We start from the raw sequence: 21,525 nt of genomic DNA on the forward strand, positions 1-21,525 counted from the left end.
GCATGACCGTCACGCTGCCCGGGCGCCGGAGCCGTCCGGCGCCCGCCGCGGCACGGCCGGCGTACCGGGGTGACATCGAAGGGCTGCGCGCCGTCGCGGTGCTGCTCGTCGTCCTGGCCCACGTGGGCGTGCCGGGAGTGGCCGGTGGTTTCCTCGGCGTCGATGTGTTCTTCGTCGTCTCCGGATTCCTGATCACCTCGCTGCTGCGCCGGGAGATCGCCTCGACCGGGCGGGTGGATCTGGTGCGGTTCTACGCGCGCCGGGCCGTACGGCTGCTGCCCGTGGCCACCCTGGTGATCGTGGTGAGCCTGGCCGGGGCCTGGTTCTGGGCGCCGCCCGTCCGGTTCACGTCCTTCGCCCAGGACGCGATGGCCGCCGCCACGTACACGATGAACCTGCGCCTGGCCGGGACGGAGACCGACTACTTCGGGGATCCGGCGCCGTCGCCGTTCCAGCATTTCTGGTCGCTGGCCGTGGAGGAGCAGTTCTACCTGGTCTGGCCGCTGATCCTGCTGGTGGCCCGGGGCCGGTGGGCGCTCGCCGTGCTCGCCGCGGGCACGGCCGGCTCCTTCGCCTGGAGCATTGCCGGCAGCGGATATTTCGGCACGGAGGGGCGCGCCTGGGAACTCGGCGCCGGCGCGATCCTCAGCTACCTGGGAAGCCGGCGGGCAGTGCCGTGGCTCGGCTGGGCCGGGCTCACGGCCGTCCTGCTCGGCGTGTTCACCGCAGGCGAGACCCGCACCTTCCCCGGGCTCGCGGTCGCCGGCACCGTCGCGATCATCGCCGCGAACGGCAACCGGCTGCTGGAGACGGCGCCGATGCGCTGGCTCGGCCGGATGTCCTACGGCTGGTACCTCTGGCACTGGCCGCTGTTGCTCCTCGCGCCCGCCGGCCTCGCCGCCCGGGCCGCCACCGCCACCGTCGCGCTGGGACTCGCCGTCGCCAGCCACCACCTGCTGGAGGATCCGGTGCGCCATCATCGCCTGTGGACCGTACGCCCCCGCCGCGGCCTGTTCCTCGGCATCGCCCTGTCCGCGGCGGCCGCCGCGATCGCCGGCGCCGGCATGAGCCACCCGCCGGCCGTGCCCACCAAAGGCACCGCCGCCGGCGCCCAGCAGGCCGTCGCCGCCGCGGACCGGCCGGCCGTCACCCTGAACCGGCTGCTCCGCGCCGGTCAGACCGCCACCGACCTGCCGCGCAACCTGAACCCCACACTGGAGGCCGCGGCCCGGCAGCGGCTCGCCCCGCAACTCGACGGCTGCCACGCCGGGCTGTCCGGGCCGTTCCGCCCGAAAAGCGACTGCGGCTACGCCGACCGCGCCTCGGGGCGGGTGGTCGTGCTGTTCGGCGACTCGCACGCCCTCCAGTGGTTCCCCACCATGGAAACGCTGGCCCGGCAGCGCGGCTGGCGGCTCCACAACTTCACCCGAAGCTCGTGCAGCCCGGCCGGGATCGCCGTCAACGAGCGCCGCGCCCAGCGCCGCTACCTGGAGTGCGACGACTGGCGGCAGGAGGCGCTGACCCGGATCGCGCGGCTGCGCCCGGCCCTCGTGGTGGTCTCGTCCAGCGTCAACTACCGGCAGGTGCTGGCCGGCGCGCCGGCTGACCCGGACGCCGTCTGGCAGACCGGATGGGTACGCACCCTGACCGCCCTGAAACGGACCTCCCCGAACGTGACGATGCTCGTCGACACGCCGTTTCTCACGGTGGCGCCGGCCGACTGCCTGAGCACCAGGTCCACCGCGATCTCCGCATGCGCCGCCCCGCGCCGCGACGTGCTGCCCGAGCCGCGGTGGCGGGAGATCCAGCGGGCCACGGCGGTCGCCGCCGGCATCTCGGTGGTCGACCCGGTGCCGTGGCTGTGCGCCGCGAAATGCCCGCTGGTGGTCGGCGACACGCTCGTCTATCGGGACAGCAATCACCTGACGGAGGCGTACGCCAAGGTCGTCGCTCCGTTGATGGCGCCGCACCTGCCGCGAGTGTGAGACAGGCGCGTGCCCCCGCCCGGGGGTGATGGGCGGGGGCACGCGTTCGCGGTGCGGGGGCACCGCGGGCGAAGCCGGGAGGGGGTTCCGGCCTCGCCACCGTTCTGATCGGCGGCGGCCGTGCCGATCCGATCGCCGGCCGGGTGCCTTCGCGTCGCGGTCCGGTTGCGCTCACTTCCTTTCCGGTACGCGTGACCGCCTCTGCCCGGGCGGCTTCCCTCGCCGGATGGCCCGGCACCGGACTGATCTCTCGGCTGGGCGGCCGGGATGGGGAGCGATGTCTACACCATGCATGAGGCGAAGACCCATCTGTCTCGCGTCATCGAGCGAGTGGAGCGCGGGGAGGAGATCATCATCGATCGGGCCGGTACCCCGGTCGCACGTATCGTCCCGTTGGTGCGCCGAGTCGATCGGACCGGTATCGGCTCCCTCGCCGGGCAGGTGGATCTGTCGGGTGACTGGGACTCTCCCGAGACCGATGCGGAGATCGCGGACGACTTCGGGATCAAAGTCTGATCTGGTCGATCTCCAGGAGGGTGGCGACCGCGTCGGCGTAGCGGGCGTGCTGGTGGTGGGTCTGCACGAAGGCGAGGCCGCGTTCACTCTGGGCCAGGAGGGCGGCCGGGTCGGCGTGCAGGCCGGTGATCAGGGCCGGGACGTCCGCCCCGGTGGCGTAGACGGCGGCCGTGCCGAAGGCCGGGGAGAAGCGGTGCGGCAGGACCGGCACGCAGCCGGCCGCCATGGCGACCAGCACCTCGGGGCAGGCCGGGCCGGCCGGATCGTCGTCCGGCGGCAGATGCAGGTAGAAGTCGAGCTGTTGGAGGAATCCGCGGGTGTCCAGATCGGAGGCGCGGTAGACCAGCCAGCCGTCGGCCGGGTGCGGCGACTTCTTGTTCAGGTCGAGGATCCGGACGTCGAGTTCCGGGGACCGGGGCAGGGCACCGCGCAGCCGCTGCCACTCGTCCGGGCCGCCCGCGCAGATCCGGCCGATCACCGGGCGGTCGGCGCGCGGGCCGGGGCGGTGCAGTCGCCAGCGGCGCAGGTTGACGGTGCCGGGCAGATCGGCCGGGGCGAGGCGGGCGCCGAACGGCCCGGCGGCCAGCTCGCCACGGGAGGACGGGCCGGTGGGCGCCCACAGCGGTTCGACGCCGAAGAGCCGGCGGGCCTCGGCGGCGCAGTGCGCGGCGGCCGGGCTCCAGGCCGGATCGGCTTCCACGACCACCAGTGCGCCGCGGACCGCGGACGGGGTGCCGGGCGCGAACCCGAGCACGGCGGGGCCGTGCACCAGGATCAGCCGGGCGTACACCTCGTCGGCGAGCATCACCTGGTCCACCACCCCCGCGTTGATCATCTGCTGGAGGGCGGGGTCGATCCGGGCCGGGCGGCTCGCCACCCCGGCCAGTTCGTCGAGGTGCAGCACGGCGACCGAGCGGCCCGGCCGGAGCAGGGCCTGGACCCGTTCGGCGGCCGGCCAGGACAGGTCGCCGCGGGCGCTCCAGTCGCCGGCCAGGATCACGTCGAAGGTGGACCGCCGGGCCGCGGCGTCCCCGGCCAGACCGCGGGGCACGGCGAACGGCCGGCGGCCCGGGACGCGCGGCCGGACGGCCGGCTCCTGCCCGGCGGCCACCCGGGAATGCCAGGCCTGGAAAGCCGAGAGGTACGCGTGCCGCGCCGGGATCATCCAGCCCGGCCCGATCTCGGTGCTGGACAGGGACCCGGACGTGAGCCGGATCAGTGCCAGCGGCTCGCCGTCCAGGTGCCGTATGGCGGGGCGGCCGAAGACGGCACGGGCACGTTCCACGTACTCGGCGTCGGCGCCCTTGCGTACCGGGTCGAGGTGGCCGAGCCGGTCCAGGGCGGCCTCCCGGCGGATCATCAGCGACGACAGGTTGTACGACCGGAAGGCGGTGTACCCGGGCCGGGTCACCACCAGGTCCTCGGTCACCCGGATGGCCGCCGACGTGGTCGCCACCGGGCCGTCCGCGGCGAGCAGCGGGGTGACCTGGCGTTCCAGCCGTAGCGGGTGCGACCAGTCGTCGGAGTCCTGGAAGGTGACGAAGTCGCCGCTGGCGTAGTCGAGTCCGGCGTTGCGGGCCCGGTAGGTGCCGCCGTTCGCGGGCATCCGGATGATCCGCACCCGTGGGTCGAGCGACGCCGCCAGGGCCAGGATCGACCCGTACGCCTCCCCGGACCCGTCGTCGACGACGAGGATCTCGTGGTTGGTCCAGCTCTGCGCCACCAGCGACCGGACCGCGGTGATCAATTCCGGTCCCGGGCGGTACGTGGTGACGATCGTGGTGATCCGGTGCGCCGACCCGGTGCGGGTCACCGGCCCGGACCGGATCCGGTCGAAGGAGGTCGCCTCGTCGCCGTCCAGCGACAGCCCCGGGGCGGGCAGCAGACCGGCGAACCGGCCCGGCCATTCGTCCTTGGTGGCCAGGTCGACGACGAGCGCCTCGCGGACCGGATCCGGCACCTCGGGGTAGTCGGCGAGCAGTTTGGCCACGCGTACCGGGTCGCCGGCCGCGAACGCGATCTGGGCGTGCAGCCCCTGATGGGCGGGCGCCACCCCGGCCGGGCCGAAGGTGCGCAGCAGCGAGTCGAACAGGGCCAGCCCGTCGGCCCGGTCGCCGGGGTACAGGTCCTGGCACGCGACCACCCGGGCCAGCTCACCGAGCGCGAAGGCGTCGGCGTCCGGGAACAGCCGGCCCTCCCGGGCGGCGACGACCAGCTCGTCGGCGGAGCGGCGGGCGGCGGCGTACGCCAGCAGCGTCCGGGCGGCCGCCGACCGGGTGTGCAGGGCGGCCGTGGCGGGCCCCGTGGGCGCCACCGCGGTCAGCTCCCGCCAGTGCCGCTCCAGCAGGTCGGCGCCGTACGCCTCCGGTGTCGTGTGCTGCCTGCGCATGACCCCCCTCAACTGTCGGGAGGATCAACGCGCCGGGGCCGGGGAGCGTGACGCCGGGTGCGGGCGGTTCGTTGATCCGACCATGACCGCGACCGTCCACGACGTGGCGATCCTCTCGGACTTCCGGTATCCGGGCGGCACGTCGGCCAGCATCGCCGCGGAGGTCCGCGCCCAGGCCCGGGCCGGCCTCACCACGGTGCTCGCACATGTGAGGTCGCCGCACCTCAAACGGAACCGGCCGTTCCATCCGCTGCTCACCGAGCTGATCCGGGACTCCTCGGCGCACCTGGCCGCCGAGGGTGAGGAGATCACCGCCCGGCTGCTGGTGGTCCGCCAGCCCCGGATCTTCACCGAGGACCTGAGAAGCGTGCCGCGGATCCGGGCGGGCCGTGCCGTGATGGTGCTCAACCAGGCGCCCGGCGACGCCGGCGACCCGGCGCGCTACTACGACTTCGCCGAGGTCCGGAAGCGGGTCGAGGGGTGTTTCGGCGCGGGCATCGAGTGGGCGCCGATCAGCCCGCAGGTCCGCGCCGAGGTGCTGCGGTCCGAGCCGGGGGCGGTGCTCACCGCCACCGACTGGCACGAGATCATCGACGGGTCCGAGTGGTGGACCGACCGGCCTGGCCCGGTCGGCACGGTTCCGGTGATCGGCCGGCACGGGCGGCCCGATCCGGTGAAGTGGCCGCGGACCGTGCGTGAGCTGCTGGCCGCCTACCCGGACACGCCCGACGTGCGGGTCAGCATCCTCGGCGGTGGTGAGCTGGCGGTCGCGAAGCTCGGCCGTACCCCGGCGAACTGGGAGATCATCGAGTTCGGCGCCCGGCAGCCGGCCGAGTTCCTGCGCGGGATCGACTTCTTCGTCTACTTCCACGACCCGGACCTGATCGAGGCGTTCGGGCGGACCGTCATGGAGGCGATGGCGGCCGGGGTCCCGGTGGTCATCGGTGATCACTTTCGGCCATTGTTCGGCGATGCGGCGCTTTACACCACCCCCGAGGGAGTGCTCCCGCTCATCCGCGGCCTGTACGCGGACCGCGCCCGGTACCGTGCCGTGGCGCTGCGGGCCCGCGAGTTCGTCGAGTCCCGCTTCGGCTACCGGTCGCACCTGGCCCGGCTGGCCGAGCGGGGTGTCCGCCCGGGCGCCCCGCCCCCGGCCGCGCTGGCACCGCCCCCGCCCCCGCCGCCCCGCTCGGTGCTGCTGGTCAGCGACAACGGGGCCGGGCTCGGCCACCTGTCCCGGCTGATGGCGATCGGCCGGCGACTGCCGGAGGACACCCCGGTGGTGGTGGCCACCCAGTCGCACGGCGCGCTGGTGGCCCACCGGGAGGGATTCCTCACCGAGTACATCCCGTCCCGGGGCGTGCTGGGCCTGCCCCGCGACGACTGGGCCGAACTGTTGCGCAGCCGTCTGGAGCACCTGATCGAGCTGCACCGGCCGGCCGTCGTGGCGGTGGACAGCGTCCCGCACGACGGCATCGTCGCGGCGGCCCGGGCGCACCGGGAGATCACCTGGGTGTGGGTGCGCCGCCCGATGTGGCGCCGGGACACCGGCGCCGAGTGGATCGAGCGGCGCGCCGCCTTCGACCACGTGCTGGAGCCCGGCGAGTTCGCTGCCGCAGCCGACGAGGGCCCGACCGTGGCCGACCGGGCCGGGGTGCGCGAGGTCGGCCCGATCACCTACCTCGACGCCGCCGACCTGGTGACGCCGGAAGCCGCCCGGCAGGCCCTCGGGATCGGCCCGGACGGCCCGGCCGCCCTGCTCCAACTGGGCGCCGGCAACATCAACGACATCTCGTCGCCGGTCGCCCGGATCGCCCGGCGGCTGCGCGACGCCGGCTTCCGGGTGGTGCTGGCCGAGTCGGCGATCGCCACCGGGCCGATGCCGCCGGTGGACGGGGCGCACGTGGTGAAGCTCTACCCGATCAGTCGTTACCTGCGCGGATTCGACCTGGTGGTGAGCGCGTCGGGGTACAACTCGTTCCATGAGCTGATCACCTTCGGCATCCCGGCGGTGTTCGTGCCCAACCGGGAGACCGTCCTGGACGACCAGGTGAGCCGGGCCCGGTTCGCGGCGGCCGCGGGCGCCGCGCTGATCGTCGAGGACCCGGACGGGCCGGACCTGGACCGGGTGCTGGCCAGGGCGGTGCGCGCCGACGTCCGGGAGGCGCTGAGCCGCCGCTGCGCCGAGGTGGCCCCGCCCGGCGGCGCCGCCGACGCCGCCGGGTGGCTGGCGGCCCTCATCGAACGACCGGAGTGTGCGCGGTGACCGTCGGCGGCGAGGAGATGCAGGCGCTCGTGGTCCGGCTGCGGACGGTCGAGCAGGAACGCGACGCGTGGCGGGCCCGCTGCGCCGGCCTGGCCGGGGAACGCGACTCCGAACGCGAACAGGCCCGGCGCCTGCGCGGCAGCGGCTCCTACCGGCTGGGCCGCACCCTGGTCGGGTTCGCCCGCGACCCGTTGCACCAGCCGCCGCGGCTGATCCGGCGGCTGGTGGGCCGGATGCGCCGCCACCCGGACACCCCACCGCGGCGCACCCGCACGGTCAAGCGCCCCCCGCCGGCCCGCCTGTACGTGGCGATGGGCCTGGACCTGCCGCTGCTGCGCGAGTTCACCCAGACCGTACGGCGGAGGCTGACCGTCGAACCGGACCACCGGGCCGTGGTGCTCACCGACAATCCGGAGTTCTCGCTGCTGCGCAACGCCGGCCTGATCCTGGAGTACCTGCCGGACCGCGAGACCTGGCAGCGGCACCGCCCGGACCGCCCCTGGGACCGGGTGCTCGCCGACCGCCTGTCCCGCCTGTACGCCGAGCACGCCGCCACGCACGTCGTCTTCGTCGACCCGGAACGGCCCCCGGCGCTGGCCGAGTTGCTGGCCGACACAACCCCGTCGGCGCCGCCCTCGTTGCAGCAGACATGACGGCCCAAACCAGGATGCTACCGGCGCAGGCCGCCGCGGAACCGCCGGCGCCGCCCCGCCCCCGCCTCTGGGGGCACGTGGCCCGGCGCTGCGTGCTGACACCGGTCGTGGTGCTGACCCCGCTGCTGGCCGTGGCGCCGTCCCGGGACCACCGGTTCAACGTCTACTGGCACGGCGGCATGTTCCGCGGCGACCCGGGCGGCATCGTGTCGCACACCATCGCCAGCGGCGACGCCTACCTGCGGCTGGGCAACTTCCGGCCGCTCGGGCGGATGCTGGAGAAGACGCTCGACCTGGTCGCCTTCGTCGGCATGCAGCAGCTCAACCTGCCGGCCACGGTGACGCTGCGGGCCGTCTCGATCGGCGCGGCGATCCTGCTGACCGTGGCCGCCGTGGTCCTCGCGGAGAGCATGCTGACCCGGGGGCGACTGTCCGGCGGCACCCCCTCGACCGTGGCGCTGCTGCTGCCGTACGCCGTCGGCGCCGGGTTCGTGGCCGCCGGACAGGACAGCACCACGATCCTGTTCGGCGGGCTCTACCTCACCACCGCGGCCCTGGTCCTCACGGTCGCCGCGACGGCCTGCCGGCTGGACCGGCTGCGCTGGTGGAACGGGGTGCTCGCGGTGACCGCCGGAGCCGCCCTCGCGGTGTTCAACGAACCCGCCTACTTCGCCGTGCCGCTCGCCACGGCCGCCGTCCTGATCCGCGGCCGGTTCGTCCTCGGACTGTCCGGACGGGAGCTGCTCGCCTCCGCCGGGACGCGGTTCGCCGGGCTGCTGTGGGCCGGATTCCTGCCGGTCTTCGCGACGGTCCGCTGGATCATCCGCGGGTTCTGCGCCGACGGCGGCTGCTACCAGGGGTCGGACCTGATCGTGGACGGGCGGTCGGCGCTGCTGCTGCCGGTCCGGATGGTGGCGTGGCTGCCGCCGCTGCAATGGCGGGCCGCGACCGGCGCCACCGGGGACGGCTGGCTGCGCGGTGTGCTGCCGGTGGTGGCGTTTCTGCTGCTGGGGGCGCTTGCCGTGGGTACCCTCAGGCTCCTGCCGAAAGCCACCCGCCCGGCCGCGCGCCCGCTGATCGGTCTCGCCGCGCTCAGCGTGGTGGTCCTGGCGTGCGGGGCGCTGCTGGCCACGCTGAGCGTGGCGGTGCGGGCCGCGATGAGCGGCCGGGAGCTGTGGGAACAGGGCTGGCGGGACTCGGCGCTGACCGTGCCGGGCGGGATGCTGCTGGTGGTGGCCCTGCTGCTGCTCGCCGGCCGGCGAGCGGCGGCCGGCACGCTGGCCGCGATGGTGCTGCTGGGCGCGGTCTCGGCGACCGCCAACCGGGCCTACGCCGACGGCGTCGCGGTGCAGCGGGCCGCGCAGCTCGACAACCGGATCGCCGCGGCGATGGGCTCCTTCGAGCGGGGCCGCGCCGGTGACGCCCGGCGCTGCGCGCTGCTCGACGAGGCGCTCGCCGCGAACCGGGGGAAGCCGTTCCTGCAACGGCGCTACCGGGACTCCCTCGACGTGGCGTCCCGCAGCCTGGCCGGCGTCCGATTCTGTGAGCGGGCCGGATGACTGAGTCGTCGCGCCCGCTGATCTCGGTCGTCGCGCCGATCTACAACGAGGGCGAGGGCGTCGACCGGTTCGTGGCCCGGCTCGGCGAGGTGCTCGGCGCCGCCTCCCTCCACTACGAGCTGGTCCTGGTCGATGACGGTTCGTCCGACGACTCGTGGTCCCGGATCGCCCGGCAGGCGCTGGTCGACTCGCGCGTCCGCGGGCTGCGGCTGTCCCGCAACTTCGGCAAGGAGGCGGCGCTGCTCGCCGGGCTGGAACACGCCGCCGGCGACGCGGTCGTGGTGATCGACTCGGATCTCCAGCATCCGCCGTCGGCCATCCCGGCGATGGTCCGCCGCTGGCAGGAGGGCGCGCACGTGGTCGAGGCGGTGAAACGCAATCGGGCCGGCCAGGGGATCGGCAACCGGCTCGGGTCGCGGATCTTCAACCGGTCGTTCACCCGGCTCACCCGGGTCGACCTGGTCGACGCCACCGACTTCCGGCTGCTCGGGCGCCCGGCCGTGGAGGCGCTGCGGCGGCTGCCCGAGCACTCCACGTTCTTCCGCGGCACCAGCAGCTGGATCGGCTTCACCCGGGCCACCGTCGAGGTGGACATCGACCATCGCGAGGGCGGGGCGTCCCGGTGGACGCTGCGCGGGCTGTTCCGGCTGGCGGTCAACGGCCTGACCTCGTTCACCTCGGCCCCGCTGCACATGGTCACCCTGGCCGGACTGGCGTTCGCGGTGTTCGCCGTGGTCCTCGGCGTGCAGACACTGGCCCGCTGGATCAGCGGCGGATCGGTCGCCGGCTTCACCACGGTCATATTGCTGCTGCTGGTGACCGGGACGTTCGTCCTGATCGGCCTCGGCGTCATCGGCGAATATCTCGCCCGCATCCACGAGGAGGTCCGCGCCCGTCCCCGCTACCTGGTGCAGGAACGGGCCGGGACGCCGCAGGCCGCCGGGCGCTGGGTGATCGAGCAGCGTGCCGAACACTGACCGGCTCCTCCGCTACGGCGTGAGCGGCGGCCTGAGCGCGCTCACCCACTTCACCGTGGGCCTCGCCGGAACCGGATCGGGCCTGCCGCCGGTGCCCGCCTCGACGGCCGGGTTCGCGGCCAGCGTCGTGGTGTCCTACCTGCTGCAACGATCCTGGGTGTTCCGCTGCGGCGCGCCGCACGCCGGCACCGCGCCGCGTTTCCTCACGGTGACCGCGGCCGCCCTCGCCCTCAACACCGCCGTCCTCTGGATCGGCGCGGAACTCCTGAACGGCCCCTACCCGGTGGTCCAGGCCGTCGCCCTCTTCCTCATCCCGGTGCTCAACTACCTGCTCAACTCACGCTGGACCTTCGCCTAGAAAACCCGTCTCCGGTACGCGGCGGACCGTCCCCCACCACACCACGACCGTCCCGTGGCGCACCGCGAGGCCCGTGCGGGGTGCGGCCCGTGCCGCGCCCGCCGGGCTAGAGCGGGTGGTCTCCCTCGGCCGTGCGCCGGCCGAACCACCGATCTCAGCCCGGCACCCGCAGCACAGGCGCAACCACGCATGAACCTCGCGGGTGCGCCAGAGGACGTCCGGGATGCGGTCGGGAACGCTCCGTCCCGTACCGGAGATGGTCTTCGAGAAGGAGACGGCCTGGCGGTGATCGTCTTCGCGGGGGGACGGGCCGGCGGTGATCGTCTTCGCGGGGGGCGTGGGATCACAGACGATGCGCTTCGCGGACCGTGGTGACGCCGCGGGTGTCGAAGAAGCGCTTCGCGGTGCGGGCCAGGTGGTCCGGGTCGTATTCGCGGTGGTTCTGGACCAGGATGACCAGGTCGGCCGAGGCGGTGGCGCCGTCCAGGTCGTCGGTGCGGCAGACCGGCACGCCGTCCAGATCCCAGGTGGTCACGTGCGGGTCGTGGTAGGCGACCGTGGCGCCCAGCGCGGACAGGTGCCGGGCCAGTGGGGCGGCCGGCGACTCCCGCTGGTCGGCGATGTCGGCCTTGTAGGTGATGCCGAGCAGCAGCACGGTGGCCCCGCGGACGGCCTGGCCGTCGGCGTTGAGCAGGTTCTGGGCGCGCCGGGCCACATAGGCCGGCATCGTCGTGTTGATCTCCTGGGCCAGCTCGACGAACCGGAACGGGTAGCCGAGCTTGCTGCGCACGTTGTGCGAGAGGTAGTTCGGGTCGATCGGGATGCAGTGCCCGCCCACGCCCGGTCCGGGGTAGAACGCCTGGAAGCCGAACGGTTTCGTGGACGCCGCGTGGATCACGTCCCACAGGTCGATGTCCAGTTCGTGGCAGAACCGGGCCATCTCGTTGACCAGCGCGATGTTGACGTGCCGGTAGGTGTTCTCCAGCAGCTTGGCGGTCTCCGCCTCCCGGGTCGAGCGGGTCCGCACCACCGTCTCCACGAACCGGCCGTAGAACGTCTCGGCGGCGTCCGTGCACGCCGGGGTGTAGCCGCCGACCACCTTCGGGGTGTTGTGCGCGCCGTACACCTCGTTGCCGGGGTCGATCCGCTCCGGTGAGAACGCCAGGTGGAAGTCGATGCCCGCGGTCAGCCCGGACAGCTGCTCCAGCCGGGGCCGGACCTCCTCGTCGGTGGTGCCCGGATAGGTGGTCGACTCCAGCACCACCAGCATCCCGGGCCGCAGGTTGCGCCCCACCGCCGAGGTGGCGCCGAGCACCGCCCGCAGATCCGGCCCGTCCCCTTCGGACAGCGGGGTCGGCACGCAGATCACCGCGGCCCGCGCCCGCCCGATCAGGGTTTCGTCGGTGGTCGGCAGGAAGCCGCCGGCCAGCATCTTCTCCACGTCCGTGCCGCTCAGGTCATCCACGTGGGAGTGGCCTTCGGCGAGGCTCCGGACCACGGTCTCGTCGATGTCGAAGCCGAGGACCGACATGCCGGCCCGGATCGCCTGCTGCGCCAGTGGCAGCCCCACGTACCCGAGTCCGAGGATGACGACGTCGTAACTCAAGGGTGTCTCCTTCACGCGTTTGGTCAGGCGACGGGCGGCAGTGCCACGTCGGGCGGGACGGCCGGTCGGTGTTCGGCCGCCGCTGTGCCGCGATCGCCCGCATACCCCGGTGCTGCGACTCGAACGGCGACACGAACGGCAGGTAGGCGGGCAGGAACTCGCTGACCACCACCTCCGGCTCGCGCCGCCGGCGACGGCCGGCCGGACCGTCCGCAGGGCCACGCCGTCGTCCTTTCGCCGCGCAGTCGACGACATAACGTCAGTGCCGAGACGGAAGTTGCGGTCTATATCAGGAGTTGCACCTTCATTTGCGGTCTATACGCGTTTATCCGGATCCAGACCGGAAACGCGGAAGCCTCACCCTTAGGGGAACGGATCGGGGTCTCGGCTGATGCGGGCGGTTGCGCCGAAGGGCCATGGTGGAAAGCGGCGACAACGCGACGACGGCGGGAGGCCGCGATGGGCAAGGCAATCGGGTATCTGGTGGCACTGGTCGCCGGGGTGGCCGTGGTGGGATGGGCCGTGGGGTGGTTCGTCAGCTCGGTTCTCGGCCCGCTGCTCTTCTACATGCTCCTGGGGGCTCTCGTGGTCACCGGCGGCGTCCTCGTCTACTCGAAGATGAAGAAGGGCCTGGCTCCCGGCACCCGCACCCAGCGGCGGATCGAGGCGGCCGCGCGGACCTACCGGATGCGGAACCGGTGAGCCGGCGGCGGTCCGGCTAGGCTTGCGGTCGACGCCAACAGTTACGACCAACGGGAAGTCGCATCGTGTTTGACACCTTGAGTGACCGCCTCTCCGGGATCTTCGGCAAGCTCCGCGGCAAGGGCCGGCTCACCGATGCCGACATCGATGCCACCGCCCGCGAGATCCGTCTCGCGCTGCTGGAGGCGGATGTCGCGCTCCCGGTGGTCAAGGCGTTCATCGCCACGCTGAAGGAGCGGGCGCGGGGCGCCGAGGTCTCCCAGGCCCTCAACCCGGCCCAGCAGATCATCAAGATCGTCAACGAGGAACTGATCCAGATCCTCGGCGGCGAGGGGCGGCGGCTGCAGTTCGCCAAGCAGCCGCCGACCGTGATCATGCTGGCCGGTCTCCAGGGCTCCGGTAAGACCACGCTGGCCGGCAAGCTGTCCCGCTGGCTCAAGGGTCAGGGGCACCAGCCGCTGCTGGTCGCCTGTGACCTGCAGCGCCCCAACGCGGTCAACCAGCTCCAGGTGCTCGGCCAGCGGGCCGGGGTGGACGTCTACGCCCCGCAGCCGGGCAACGGCGTCGGCGACCCGGTCCAGGTCGCGCGTGACTCGATCGAGCACGCCAAGCGGACCGCCAAGGACATCGTCATCGTCGACACCGCCGGCCGTCTCGGCATCGACGCCGAGATGATGCAGCAGGCGGCCGACATCCGCTCCGCCGTCGACCCGGACGAGGTCATCTTCGTCATCGACGCGATGGTCGGCCAGGACGCGGTGCGCACCGCCGAGGCGTTCCGCGACGGCGTCGGCATCACCGGCGTGGTCCTCTCCAAGCTCGACGGCGACGCCCGCGGTGGCGCCGCGCTGTCGGTCCGGCACGTCACCGGCCAGCCCATCCTGTTCGCCTCCACCGGTGAGAAGCTGGAGGACTTCGACGTCTTCCACCCCGACCGGATGGCCGGGCGGATCCTCGACATGGGCGACCTGCTGACCCTCATCGAGCAGGCCGAGCAGGCCTTCGACGAGGATCAGAAGGAGAAGATGGCCAGCAAGCTGCTCGGTGGCGAGCAGTTCACGCTGGAGGACTTCCTGGACCAGCTGATCGCGGTCCGCAAGATGGGCCCGATCGCCAACATCCTCGGCATGATGCCCGGCATGGGCCAGCTCAAGGGCCAGCTCGACGACCTCGACGACAGTCACTTCGACCGGGTCACCGCGATCATCCGCTCGATGACCCCGGGCGAGCGCACCAATCCGAAGATCATCAACGGCTCGCGCCGGCTGCGCATCGCCAACGGCTCCGGCGTCACGGTCATGGACGTCAATCAGCTTCTCAACCGCTTCACCGAGGCGCAGAAGATGATGAAGCAGATGACCGGGATGATGGGCCTGCCCGGCTCCCGGCGCAGCGCCACCAAGAGCTCGAAGAACAAGCGCAAGGGTACGAAGGGCGGCAACCGCCCGCGGGTCGGCGGCCGTCCCGGGGGCATGCCCGCCGGGTTCCCGGGTGGGATGCCGCAGCTGCCGCCGGGCCTCGACCCGGGCGCGCTGGGTGGCGGGCAGGGGATGCCGCCCGGTTTCAAGCTGCCGAAGCTCGACTTCAACAAGCTGAGCAAGCCACCGAAGGATGACAATCGCTGATCTGGGATGGCAGGGCTAGTCATGGTCCAGGTAGTCTTATGACACCCCCCGACCAGGAGGTGCCCATGACTGCGGCCCTGCGTATCCCGGACCTGCTCGACAAGCAGGACTGGACCACTGACGATCTGGACAGCCTTCCCGAGGGACTCCGTTACGAGTTGATCGACGGAAGGCTGATCTTGCCGTCCCCTACCGGTTTTCATCAGATTCTCGGCTTGCAGCTGACCTTGGCGGTGGGGCAGAACTGTCCCACCGGCTATGCGGCGGTTCCCGACCTGTCACTCGAGGTTGATCGGCGCAACGAACCACGGCCCGATGTGGTGGTGGTGCAAGAGCGGTACATGATGGTTTCGCCGGTGCCGGTCAAGGGCGCGATGCTCGTCATGGAGGTCGTCTCACCGACATCCCACTTCCGAGATATGCATGCGAAGACCGAGGTCTACGCGGCGGCGGGCGTTCGGAACTACTGGGTCGTCGACCCCACCTTCGACGGTGGCGTGGTGATGACCGTTTTCCGGCCGGCGGAGGACGGCAAGTATGAGCGCGTCATCAGCACCGTCGACGTTTTCCATACCGACGATCCGTACCCGATCACCATCGATCTGCCGGCGCTGACGGCGTTGCGTGATAAATACCTCGCTGCACAAGAGGAGGCTTGATCCGGTAGGACTTACCCATGGCGCTTCATGTGCGTGGGACGGTTCTGCCGGACGGTGAGGTCCGGGACCTGTGGCTGGTGGGGGACAGAGTCACCTTCGAGCCGGTGGCCGATGCCGAGACGATCAGCGACGGTGGGTTCATCCTGCCGGGGCTCGTCGACGCGCACTGCCACCTCGGGATCGCCTACGGGGCGAAACCGATCGAGAGCGTCGATCAGGCCCGTGAGCTGGCCCGTCAGGATCGGGACGCGGGAGTCCTGGCCCTTCGGGACGCCGGCTCGCCGTACCCGTACCCCGAATTGGACGACGAACCGGGCGTGCCGCGCCTCGCCCGCGCCGGCCGGCACGTGGCCGCGCCCCGCCGCTATCTGCGCGACATCGGCGTCGAGGTGGCCGGCGAGGAGGTCGCCGTCGCCGTCACCGCGCAGGCGAAAGCCGGGACCGGCTGGGTGAAACTGGTCGGCGACTGGATCGACCGCAGCGTGGGGGATCTCGCGCCGAGCTGGGACGCCGCGACCATGGCCGCCGCCGTCGAGGCCGCGCACGCCGCGGGTGCCCGTGCCGCCGTCCACACCTTCTCCGAGGAGGGGGTGGAGATCATGGTGCGGGCCGGGGTCGATTCGGTGGAGCACGGCACCGGGCTCACCCTGGACCTGATCGACGAGATGGCCCGGCGGGGGACCGCCCTGGTGCCCACGATGATCAACATTCGGACGTTCGGGAAGATCGCCGACAACGCGCGCGGCAAGTTCGACGGCTACGCCGACCACATGATCGCGCTGCGGGACCGTTTCCCGTCCGTGGTGCTGGCCGCGCACGAGGCCGGTGTCCCGATCTACGTGGGCACCGACGCGGGCGGCGGCATCCGGCACGGGCTGGCCGCCGAGGAGATGCTCTACCTGCACGAGGCCGGCATCCCGGCGGTCGACGTGCTGGCCGCCGCCTCCTGGGGTGCCCGCGCCTGGCTGGGTTTCCCCGGCCTGGTCGAGGGCGGCCTCGCCGACCTGGTGGTCTACGACACCGACCCGCGCGCCGACCTGCGGGTGGTGCGGGCCCCGCGCCGGATCGTGCTGCGCGGGGCCGTCATCAGGTGATCAGCGGGTGAAGCGCCAGACCCGCAGCTCACGTCCGGCGGGGCAGGCCAGCACCGTCTCGTCCCAGTCACACCTGCCGGAGATCTCCGGCAGGACGCCCAGTCTGGTCTTCCGGTAGTCGATGGTGGAGACGCCACGGGCGGTGTACCGACGGTCGCCCGCGTCCTGGGTGAGGGTGATCACGTTGCCGTCGTCGACGAACCCGCCGAAACCGTTGTCGGAGTACATCGCCTGGCCGTTCGGGTCGTAGAGGGCCGTGCCGCCGTCACCGCCGAAACTCATCATGAGCCGGCCGGTCCGTATCGACGCGATCCCGTCGCCCGGCACCGCCCCGGTGGTCCGCAGCACCGTCCCGGTGGCGGCGTCGATCATGACGGTGCGGGCCTCCCGGGCACCCCGGTGTTCGAAGACGCAGAGCCGCCGGCGCCCGCAGGGCACGAAATCCTCCCAATCCCACGAGGCCGGACGCCGGTGCAGGATCCGGTCCGGGGTGCCGAGCTGGGTCCCCTTGTCGTCGTACGCGGTCAGGTAGACGGTCCCCTCGTAGGCGATCACCGAATCGATGCCGATCACACCCGGGCGCTGCTCCCAGACGTCCAGCGCGGTCGTCCACGCCTGAACGGTCGACCGGACCTTGCCGGTGCGGATGTCCCGGATCACCACCCGGCCGGCCGCGGTCACCTGGACCAGGCGGTCGTCGGTGAACGGGAAGGCCCGCTCCGACGACGGATCGAACAGCGCGGTGTTGGCGCTGCCGTACTCGTGAGCGCCGTTCTCGGTCGCCATCCCGTCCATCAGCCTCGGCCGGTCCGGTCCGGCCGGAACCGACCACAGTCTCCGGCCGGTGGCCAGGTCGTACGCCTCGGTCACCCCGGTGGTGTAGATCAGCCGGACCAGTACCTTCTCGTGCAGCACCAGCCGGTCGCGGTCGATGTGCCGCAGCTCCCAGCGTCTCGTCCCGGTTGCCGGATCGTGGAAGTACAGGATCCGGTCCTGCGGCGCGGTGACATCCTCACTCCGCGTGTCCAGTTCGCGCAGCAGGATCACCGCCTCGGCGGTGGCCGCCACCCCCCGGTAGAACGTGTCCGTGCTGGACAGCCGCCACAGGGTCGCGCCGGTCGAGGAGTCCACGGCGACCGTCTCGTGGCCACCGTCCCCGACCATGGAGAAACCGATCACCCGGTTCCCGGAGATCCGGGCGTTGCTCCACATCCGGCCCTCGCCGAGGCGCAGCGGCTCGCCGGCCGGCGCCAGCCCGCGGACCCGGGCCGGGGTGGTGGCCGGAAGGATCGGCTCGGCGTGCCGGTCCCGGGTGACGGCCACACCGATCCCGGTGAGCACCGCCAGCACGGCGACACCGGCCAGCACGGCGCGGTTGCGGGCGCGGCGCCGCCGGCCGCGCTGCCGGGCGTGGCCGGCGCCGGCCAGCGGGAGCGTGTCGGCCTGCCGGCCCAGCGCGGTGAACAGATCGTCCAGGTCAGCGGGCACGGCGGGCTCCTTCCGGGGTGACGGTGGCGCGGGTGTCGCCCAGCGCGGCCGCCAGTGCGGTCCGGCCCCGCGACAGCCAGGACTTGACGGTGTTCTGGGAGGCGCCCGACTCGGCGGCGATCTCGGCGATCGAGCGGTCCAGCAGGTAGTGCAGGGCCAGCGCCCGTCGCTGCCTGTCCGGAAGCGCACGCATCGCCCGGACGAGCAGGACCACGTCCTCCGAGGGCGGGCTCACCGGTGGGACCGGCGGTTCGGCGGCGGCCCGGGCGCGGCGTACCCCGAGGCGGCGCCACCGGTCCGCGGACAGCCGGTTCACCACGAGACGCAGCCAGGCCTCCGGGTCGTCGTACCCGGACACCCTGCGCCAGCGCTGCCACGCCCGCGCGTACGCCTCCTGCACCAGATCCTGCGCCTCGCCCGGATCGCCGGTCAGCCCGTACGCGTATCGCAGCAGCCGCCGGGACGTGTCCCGGTAGAAGCCATCGAAGTCCATCCGTCACCCCGTCTTTCTCCGATGAGGGACACGGGATGCCCACCCGGCCGGTTGCGCCGGCCCACGACTACGATGCTTCCTCATGGCTCGCGTGCTCACTCCCCGTGCGGAGGACTTCCCCCGCTGGTACCAGGACCTCATCGCCAAGGCGCAGCTCGCCGACAACGGCCCGGTGCGCGGGACGATGGTGATCCGTCCGGTGGGCTACGCCATCTGGGAGCGCATGCAGGCCGACATGGACGCCCGCATCAAGGAGCAGGGCGTTCAGAACGCGTACTTCCCGCTCTTCATTCCGGAGAACTACCTGCGCCGCGAGGCCGACCACGTGGAGGGCTTCTCGCCGGAGCTGGCCGTGGTCACCCACGCCGGTGGCAAGGAGCTGGCCGAGCCGCTGGTCGTGCGCCCCACCAGCGAGACCGTGATCGGCGAGTTCATGGCCAAGTGGGTCGACTCGTACCGTGACCTGCCGCTGCTGCTCAACCAGTGGGCCAACGTGGTCCGGTGGGAGCTGCGCCCGCGGACCTTCCTGCGGACCACCGAGTTCCTCTGGCAGGAGGGCCACACGGCGCACGCCACCGAGGCCGACGCGCGTGAGCACGCCCGCGACATCCACCGCAACGTCTACCAGGCGTTCATGGAGGAGTTCCTGGCCATCCCGGTCATCCCGGGCCGCAAGACCAGGGGCGAGCGGTTCGCCGGGGCCACCAACACGATGACCGTCGAGGCCATGATGGGCGACGGCAAGGCGCTGCAGATGGGCACCTCGCACGAGCTGGGGCAGAACTTCGCGAAGGCGTTCGACATCACCTACTCGTCGGCCGAGCGGACCGTCGAGCACGCCTGGACCACCTCGTGGGGCACGTCCACCCGGATGGTCGGCGGCCTGATCATGGTGCACGGCGACGACAACGGCCTGCGGCTTCCGCCGCGGCTCGCGCCGATCCAGGTCCAGGTCATGGTGGTCAAGGCGGGCGAGGGCGTCGCGGAGGCGGCGGCACAGCTCACCGCAGACCTCAAGACCGCCGGCGTACGCGTGAGGCTCGACGACCGCGCCGACATCCCGTTCGGGCGGCGTGCCGTGGACGCGGAGCTCCAGGGTGTTCCGATCCGGATCGAGGTCGGCCCCCGTGACCTGGCCAACGGCAACGCCGTGGTGGCCCGCCGGATCGACGGCACCAAGTCGCCGCTCGCCCTGGCCGAGGTGGTGGACGCGGTCGTGGCCGCTCTCAAGGCCGACCAGCAGCGGATGTTCGACGACGCGCTGGCGTTCCGGGTGGAGCGCACCGTCGAGGTGAAGACGCTGGCCGAGGCGATCGAGGTGGCGCAGACCGGGTTCGCCCGGGTGCCGTGGTCGGCGGTCGGCGAGACCGGCGAGAAGGAGGCCAACGGCAAGGCCGTGACGGTCCGCTGCCTCACCCGCGAGGACGGCTCGATGCCGGAGTCGGACGAGGAGCCCGGCCTGATCGCCTACCTGGCCCGCTCCTACTGATGGTTTTCGCGCCGGGCCGGCTGATCCTGCACCGGGACCTCCACCACGGCCGGATCGCCTTCGTGCATCCCGGCCGGGTGGTCTCGGACGACGACCGTGGGCTGCTCCTCTGGGTGGCCCGTGGTTCGGTGATCGCGGTCGAGACGACGCTGGACGGCCGTCACCCGCGCGATCTCGCGTTCGCCGACTGGATGGCCGCCGAGCGGGCGCCCCGGATCGCCCGGTGGCAGGGCCCGGGTGTGCTGCGTTTCTTCCCTCCGGGGGAGAACCACTCGGTCTGGTTCTTCCACGACGACGAGGGCGTCTTCAACCGGTACTACGTCAACCTGGAGGAGCCCGGCGTCCGCTGGGACGACGGTGCCGTCGCCGGGATCGACGTGATCGACCAGGACCTCGACATCGTCGCCACACCGGACCGGAGCTGGAGCTGGAAGGACGAGGACGATTTCGCCGAGCGGCTGGCCCATCCCGACCTCTACTGGGTCCCCGACGAGGCGGCGGTGTGGGCCGAGGGCCGTCGCGTGATCAAGCGCATCGAGGCGGGGGAGTTCCCGTTCGACGGCACGTGGACGGATTTCCGCCCGGACCCGTCCTGGCCGACCCCCGGCGAGCTGCCGGCGGGCTGGGACCGCCCGATGGCCGCCCGCTCTTGATCTTCACCATTCACGCACGATGAAGGGCCAGGGCCGGCGAAGCCGGGCCCCGGCCCGGCCTCGGCGGGAGCGACGGTCCGCACCATGCAGCCGGATGCGACATCAAGCCTTTGATCTTGATTTTCCCAACCTCGGCCCGATTGGGAACCAGCCGTCGGCGTCTGGCAGAATGGTTCATTGGTATCCGGCACGCGATCGGGCGCCCTCTAACCCCTGATCGCGAAGCCAGTCCACGAGGCATCGGTCCCACCTCCCCACGTGGGTTCCGGTCGGCTCACCCACGCAGTCATCAGGAGCGAATAAACCGTGGCCGTTAAGATCCGGCTCCTGCGGATGGGCAAGATCCGCAACCCGCAGTACCGCATCGTCGTCGCCGACTCGCGCACCAAGCGCGACGGCCGCGCCATCGAGTACATCGGCATCTACCAGCCGAAGGAACACCCCTCGGTCATCGAGGTCAAGTCCGACCGCGTGCAGTACTGGCTCAGCGTCGGCGCGCAGCCGAGCGAGCCCGTGCAGCGCATCCTGGAGAAGACCGGCGACTGGCAGAAGTTCAAGGGCCTGCCCGCTCCGGCCCCGCTGCTGGTCGCGCCGAGCAAGCAGAGCCGCGCCGAGGTCTACGAGGCCGAGGCGAAGGCCGCTGCCGGCATCGCCGACAAGCCCGCCGCCACCACCCCGAAGAAGGCGCCGAAGCCCGCCGAGGCCGCCGAGCCGAACCGCGAGGCTGTCGCCGAGACCGCTGAGGACCCGGCCGGTGCCGGCGCCGACGCGAGCTGACGGGGCGCTCCGGCCCGCGCTGGAGCACCTCGTCAAGGGCATCGTCGACAACCCGGACGACGTCCGGGTCCGGCTGGTCGACTCGCGCCGCGGTAAGCGGCTCGAGGTTCGCGTGCACCCCGAGGACCTGGGTACGGTCATCGGGCGCGGCGGGCGGACGGCCAAGGCCCTGCGTCAGGTGATCGGGTCGATCGGCGGTCGCGGCATCCGGGTCGACATCGTCGACGCGTACTGAT

Annotated in this window: 19 protein-coding genes; 15 read left to right on the forward strand and 4 right to left on the reverse strand. The window is 72.3% G+C overall.

Annotated elements, in window-relative coordinates:
• Positions 1–2: 2 nt before the first annotated feature.
• Positions 3–1,985 (forward strand): acyltransferase family protein, encoded by a 1,983-nt coding sequence (locus tag AB0I88_RS19460; RefSeq protein WP_361025931.1) that lies wholly within the window; start codon positions 3–5, stop codon positions 1,983–1,985.
• 288 nt (positions 1,986–2,273) lie between these two features.
• Positions 2,274–2,501, forward strand: a complete 228-nt coding sequence (locus AB0I88_RS19465; protein ID WP_361025934.1) for a type II toxin-antitoxin system prevent-host-death family antitoxin — start codon at positions 2,274–2,276, stop codon at positions 2,499–2,501.
• On the opposite strand, the gene AB0I88_RS19470 is transcribed toward AB0I88_RS19465, so the two are convergent.
• On the reverse strand, positions 2,491–4,890 hold the full coding sequence (locus AB0I88_RS19470; RefSeq protein WP_361025937.1) for a glycosyltransferase family A protein: 2,400 nt from the start codon (positions 4,888–4,890) through the stop codon (positions 2,491–2,493). The two genes, AB0I88_RS19465 and AB0I88_RS19470, sit on opposite strands and share 11 nt — an antisense overlap.
• Positions 4,891–4,972: 82 nt before the next feature.
• On the opposite strand from AB0I88_RS19470, the gene AB0I88_RS19475 reads away from it, so the two are divergent.
• The 5 genes from AB0I88_RS19475 to AB0I88_RS19495 are packed head-to-tail and all read left to right on the forward strand — an operon-like array spanning position 4,973 to position 10,703.
• On the forward strand, positions 4,973–7,156 hold the full coding sequence (locus AB0I88_RS19475; RefSeq protein WP_361025940.1) for a glycosyltransferase: 2,184 nt from the start codon (positions 4,973–4,975) through the stop codon (positions 7,154–7,156).
• Positions 7,153–7,809 carry a hypothetical protein gene (locus tag AB0I88_RS19480; RefSeq protein ID WP_361025943.1) on the forward strand — a complete coding sequence of 219 codons (657 nt, stop codon included), beginning with the start codon at positions 7,153–7,155 and terminating at the stop codon, positions 7,807–7,809. The genes AB0I88_RS19475 and AB0I88_RS19480 overlap by 4 nt, the downstream gene beginning before the upstream one ends.
• A complete protein-coding gene (locus AB0I88_RS19485; RefSeq protein WP_361025946.1) occupies positions 7,806–9,368 on the forward strand; it encodes a hypothetical protein in 1,563 nt (520 codons plus the stop codon). The genes AB0I88_RS19480 and AB0I88_RS19485 overlap by 4 nt, the downstream gene beginning before the upstream one ends.
• Positions 9,365–10,345: a glycosyltransferase family 2 protein gene (locus tag AB0I88_RS19490; RefSeq protein ID WP_361025949.1), complete on the forward strand. Its 981-nt coding sequence runs from the start codon at positions 9,365–9,367 to the stop codon at positions 10,343–10,345. The genes AB0I88_RS19485 and AB0I88_RS19490 overlap by 4 nt, the downstream gene beginning before the upstream one ends.
• Positions 10,332–10,703 (forward strand): GtrA family protein, encoded by a 372-nt coding sequence (locus tag AB0I88_RS19495; RefSeq protein ID WP_361025952.1) that lies wholly within the window; start codon positions 10,332–10,334, stop codon positions 10,701–10,703. Before AB0I88_RS19490 ends, AB0I88_RS19495 begins: the two co-directional genes overlap by 14 nt.
• A gap of 343 nt (positions 10,704–11,046) precedes the next feature.
• Here AB0I88_RS19495 and AB0I88_RS19500 read toward each other — a convergent pair whose 3' ends face one another.
• On the reverse strand, positions 11,047–12,309 hold the full coding sequence (locus tag AB0I88_RS19500) for a nucleotide sugar dehydrogenase (RefSeq protein WP_361025954.1): 1,263 nt from the start codon (positions 12,307–12,309) through the stop codon (positions 11,047–11,049).
• 459 nt (positions 12,310–12,768) lie between these two features.
• On the opposite strand from AB0I88_RS19500, the gene AB0I88_RS19505 reads away from it, so the two are divergent.
• The 4 genes from AB0I88_RS19505 to AB0I88_RS19520 all read left to right on the forward strand — a co-directional run bounded on the left by AB0I88_RS19505 (position 12,769) and on the right by AB0I88_RS19520 (position 16,389).
• Complete coding sequence (locus AB0I88_RS19505) at positions 12,769–13,011, forward strand: hypothetical protein (RefSeq protein WP_361025957.1); 243 nt, start codon at positions 12,769–12,771, stop codon at positions 13,009–13,011.
• 65 nt (positions 13,012–13,076) lie between these two features.
• Positions 13,077–14,636, forward strand: a complete 1,560-nt coding sequence (gene ffh / locus AB0I88_RS19510) for a signal recognition particle protein (protein ID WP_361025960.1) — start codon at positions 13,077–13,079, stop codon at positions 14,634–14,636.
• A 65-nt stretch (positions 14,637–14,701) separates the two neighbouring features.
• The gene (locus AB0I88_RS19515) at positions 14,702–15,295 is read left to right on the forward strand and encodes a Uma2 family endonuclease (protein ID WP_361025963.1); all 594 of its coding nucleotides are present in this window, start codon (positions 14,702–14,704) and stop codon (positions 15,293–15,295) included.
• A 17-nt stretch (positions 15,296–15,312) separates the two neighbouring features.
• Positions 15,313–16,389, forward strand: a complete 1,077-nt coding sequence (locus AB0I88_RS19520; protein ID WP_361025966.1) for an amidohydrolase family protein — start codon at positions 15,313–15,315, stop codon at positions 16,387–16,389.
• Here the strand turns inward: AB0I88_RS19520 and AB0I88_RS19525 are convergent, their stop codons facing one another.
• Positions 16,390–17,877 carry a PQQ-binding-like beta-propeller repeat protein gene (locus AB0I88_RS19525; RefSeq protein WP_361025969.1) on the reverse strand — a complete coding sequence of 496 codons (1,488 nt, stop codon included), beginning with the start codon at positions 17,875–17,877 and terminating at the stop codon, positions 16,390–16,392. It lies immediately after the preceding gene.
• Entirely contained in the window at positions 17,867–18,370 is a 504-nt protein-coding gene (locus AB0I88_RS19530; RefSeq protein ID WP_361025972.1) for a SigE family RNA polymerase sigma factor, read from the reverse strand. Before AB0I88_RS19530 ends, AB0I88_RS19525 begins: the two co-directional genes overlap by 11 nt.
• An 82-nt stretch (positions 18,371–18,452) precedes the next feature.
• Between AB0I88_RS19530 and proS the strand changes: the two genes are divergently transcribed.
• The 4 genes from proS to AB0I88_RS19550 all read left to right on the forward strand — a co-directional run bounded on the left by proS (position 18,453) and on the right by AB0I88_RS19550 (position 21,524).
• Complete coding sequence (gene proS / locus AB0I88_RS19535; protein ID WP_361025975.1) at positions 18,453–19,859, forward strand: proline--tRNA ligase; 1,407 nt, start codon at positions 18,453–18,455, stop codon at positions 19,857–19,859.
• On the forward strand, positions 19,859–20,512 hold the full coding sequence (locus AB0I88_RS19540) for a DUF402 domain-containing protein (RefSeq protein ID WP_361025979.1): 654 nt from the start codon (positions 19,859–19,861) through the stop codon (positions 20,510–20,512). The genes proS and AB0I88_RS19540 overlap by 1 nt, the downstream gene beginning before the upstream one ends.
• A 306-nt stretch (positions 20,513–20,818) precedes the next feature.
• Positions 20,819–21,289 carry a 30S ribosomal protein S16 gene (gene rpsP / locus AB0I88_RS19545; RefSeq protein ID WP_361025982.1) on the forward strand — a complete coding sequence of 157 codons (471 nt, stop codon included), beginning with the start codon at positions 20,819–20,821 and terminating at the stop codon, positions 21,287–21,289.
• Complete coding sequence (locus AB0I88_RS19550) at positions 21,267–21,524, forward strand: RNA-binding protein (RefSeq protein ID WP_014447131.1); 258 nt, start codon at positions 21,267–21,269, stop codon at positions 21,522–21,524. Before rpsP ends, AB0I88_RS19550 begins: the two co-directional genes overlap by 23 nt.
• The last annotated feature ends 1 nt before the right edge of the window (position 21,525 follow it).

Origin of the sequence: Actinoplanes sp. NPDC049802 (assembly GCF_040656595.1) — a bacterium.
Taxonomy (GTDB): domain Bacteria; phylum Actinomycetota; class Actinomycetes; order Mycobacteriales; family Micromonosporaceae; genus Actinoplanes.

Excerpts from the sequence above, each read along its gene's own strand:
- AB0I88_RS19460 (WP_361025931.1), top strand. The coding sequence starts at position 3 with ATGACCGTCACGCTGCCCGGGCGCCGGAGCCGTCCGGCGCCCGCCGCG.
- AB0I88_RS19465 (WP_361025934.1), top strand. The coding sequence starts at position 2,274 with ATGCATGAGGCGAAGACCCATCTGTCTCGCGTCATCGAGCGAGTGGAG.
- AB0I88_RS19470 (WP_361025937.1), bottom strand. The coding sequence starts at position 4,890 with ATGCGCAGGCAGCACACGACACCGGAGGCGTACGGCGCCGACCTGCTG.
- AB0I88_RS19475 (WP_361025940.1), top strand. The coding sequence starts at position 4,973 with ATGACCGCGACCGTCCACGACGTGGCGATCCTCTCGGACTTCCGGTAT.
- AB0I88_RS19485 (WP_361025946.1), top strand. The coding sequence starts at position 7,806 with ATGACGGCCCAAACCAGGATGCTACCGGCGCAGGCCGCCGCGGAACCG.
- AB0I88_RS19490 (WP_361025949.1), top strand. The coding sequence starts at position 9,365 with ATGACTGAGTCGTCGCGCCCGCTGATCTCGGTCGTCGCGCCGATCTAC.
- AB0I88_RS19505 (WP_361025957.1), top strand. The coding sequence starts at position 12,769 with ATGGGCAAGGCAATCGGGTATCTGGTGGCACTGGTCGCCGGGGTGGCC.
- AB0I88_RS19515 (WP_361025963.1), top strand. The coding sequence starts at position 14,702 with ATGACTGCGGCCCTGCGTATCCCGGACCTGCTCGACAAGCAGGACTGG.
- AB0I88_RS19520 (WP_361025966.1), top strand. The coding sequence starts at position 15,313 with ATGGCGCTTCATGTGCGTGGGACGGTTCTGCCGGACGGTGAGGTCCGG.
- AB0I88_RS19530 (WP_361025972.1), bottom strand. The coding sequence starts at position 18,370 with ATGGACTTCGATGGCTTCTACCGGGACACGTCCCGGCGGCTGCTGCGA.
- proS (WP_361025975.1), top strand. The coding sequence starts at position 18,453 with ATGGCTCGCGTGCTCACTCCCCGTGCGGAGGACTTCCCCCGCTGGTAC.
- AB0I88_RS19540 (WP_361025979.1), top strand. The coding sequence starts at position 19,859 with ATGGTTTTCGCGCCGGGCCGGCTGATCCTGCACCGGGACCTCCACCAC.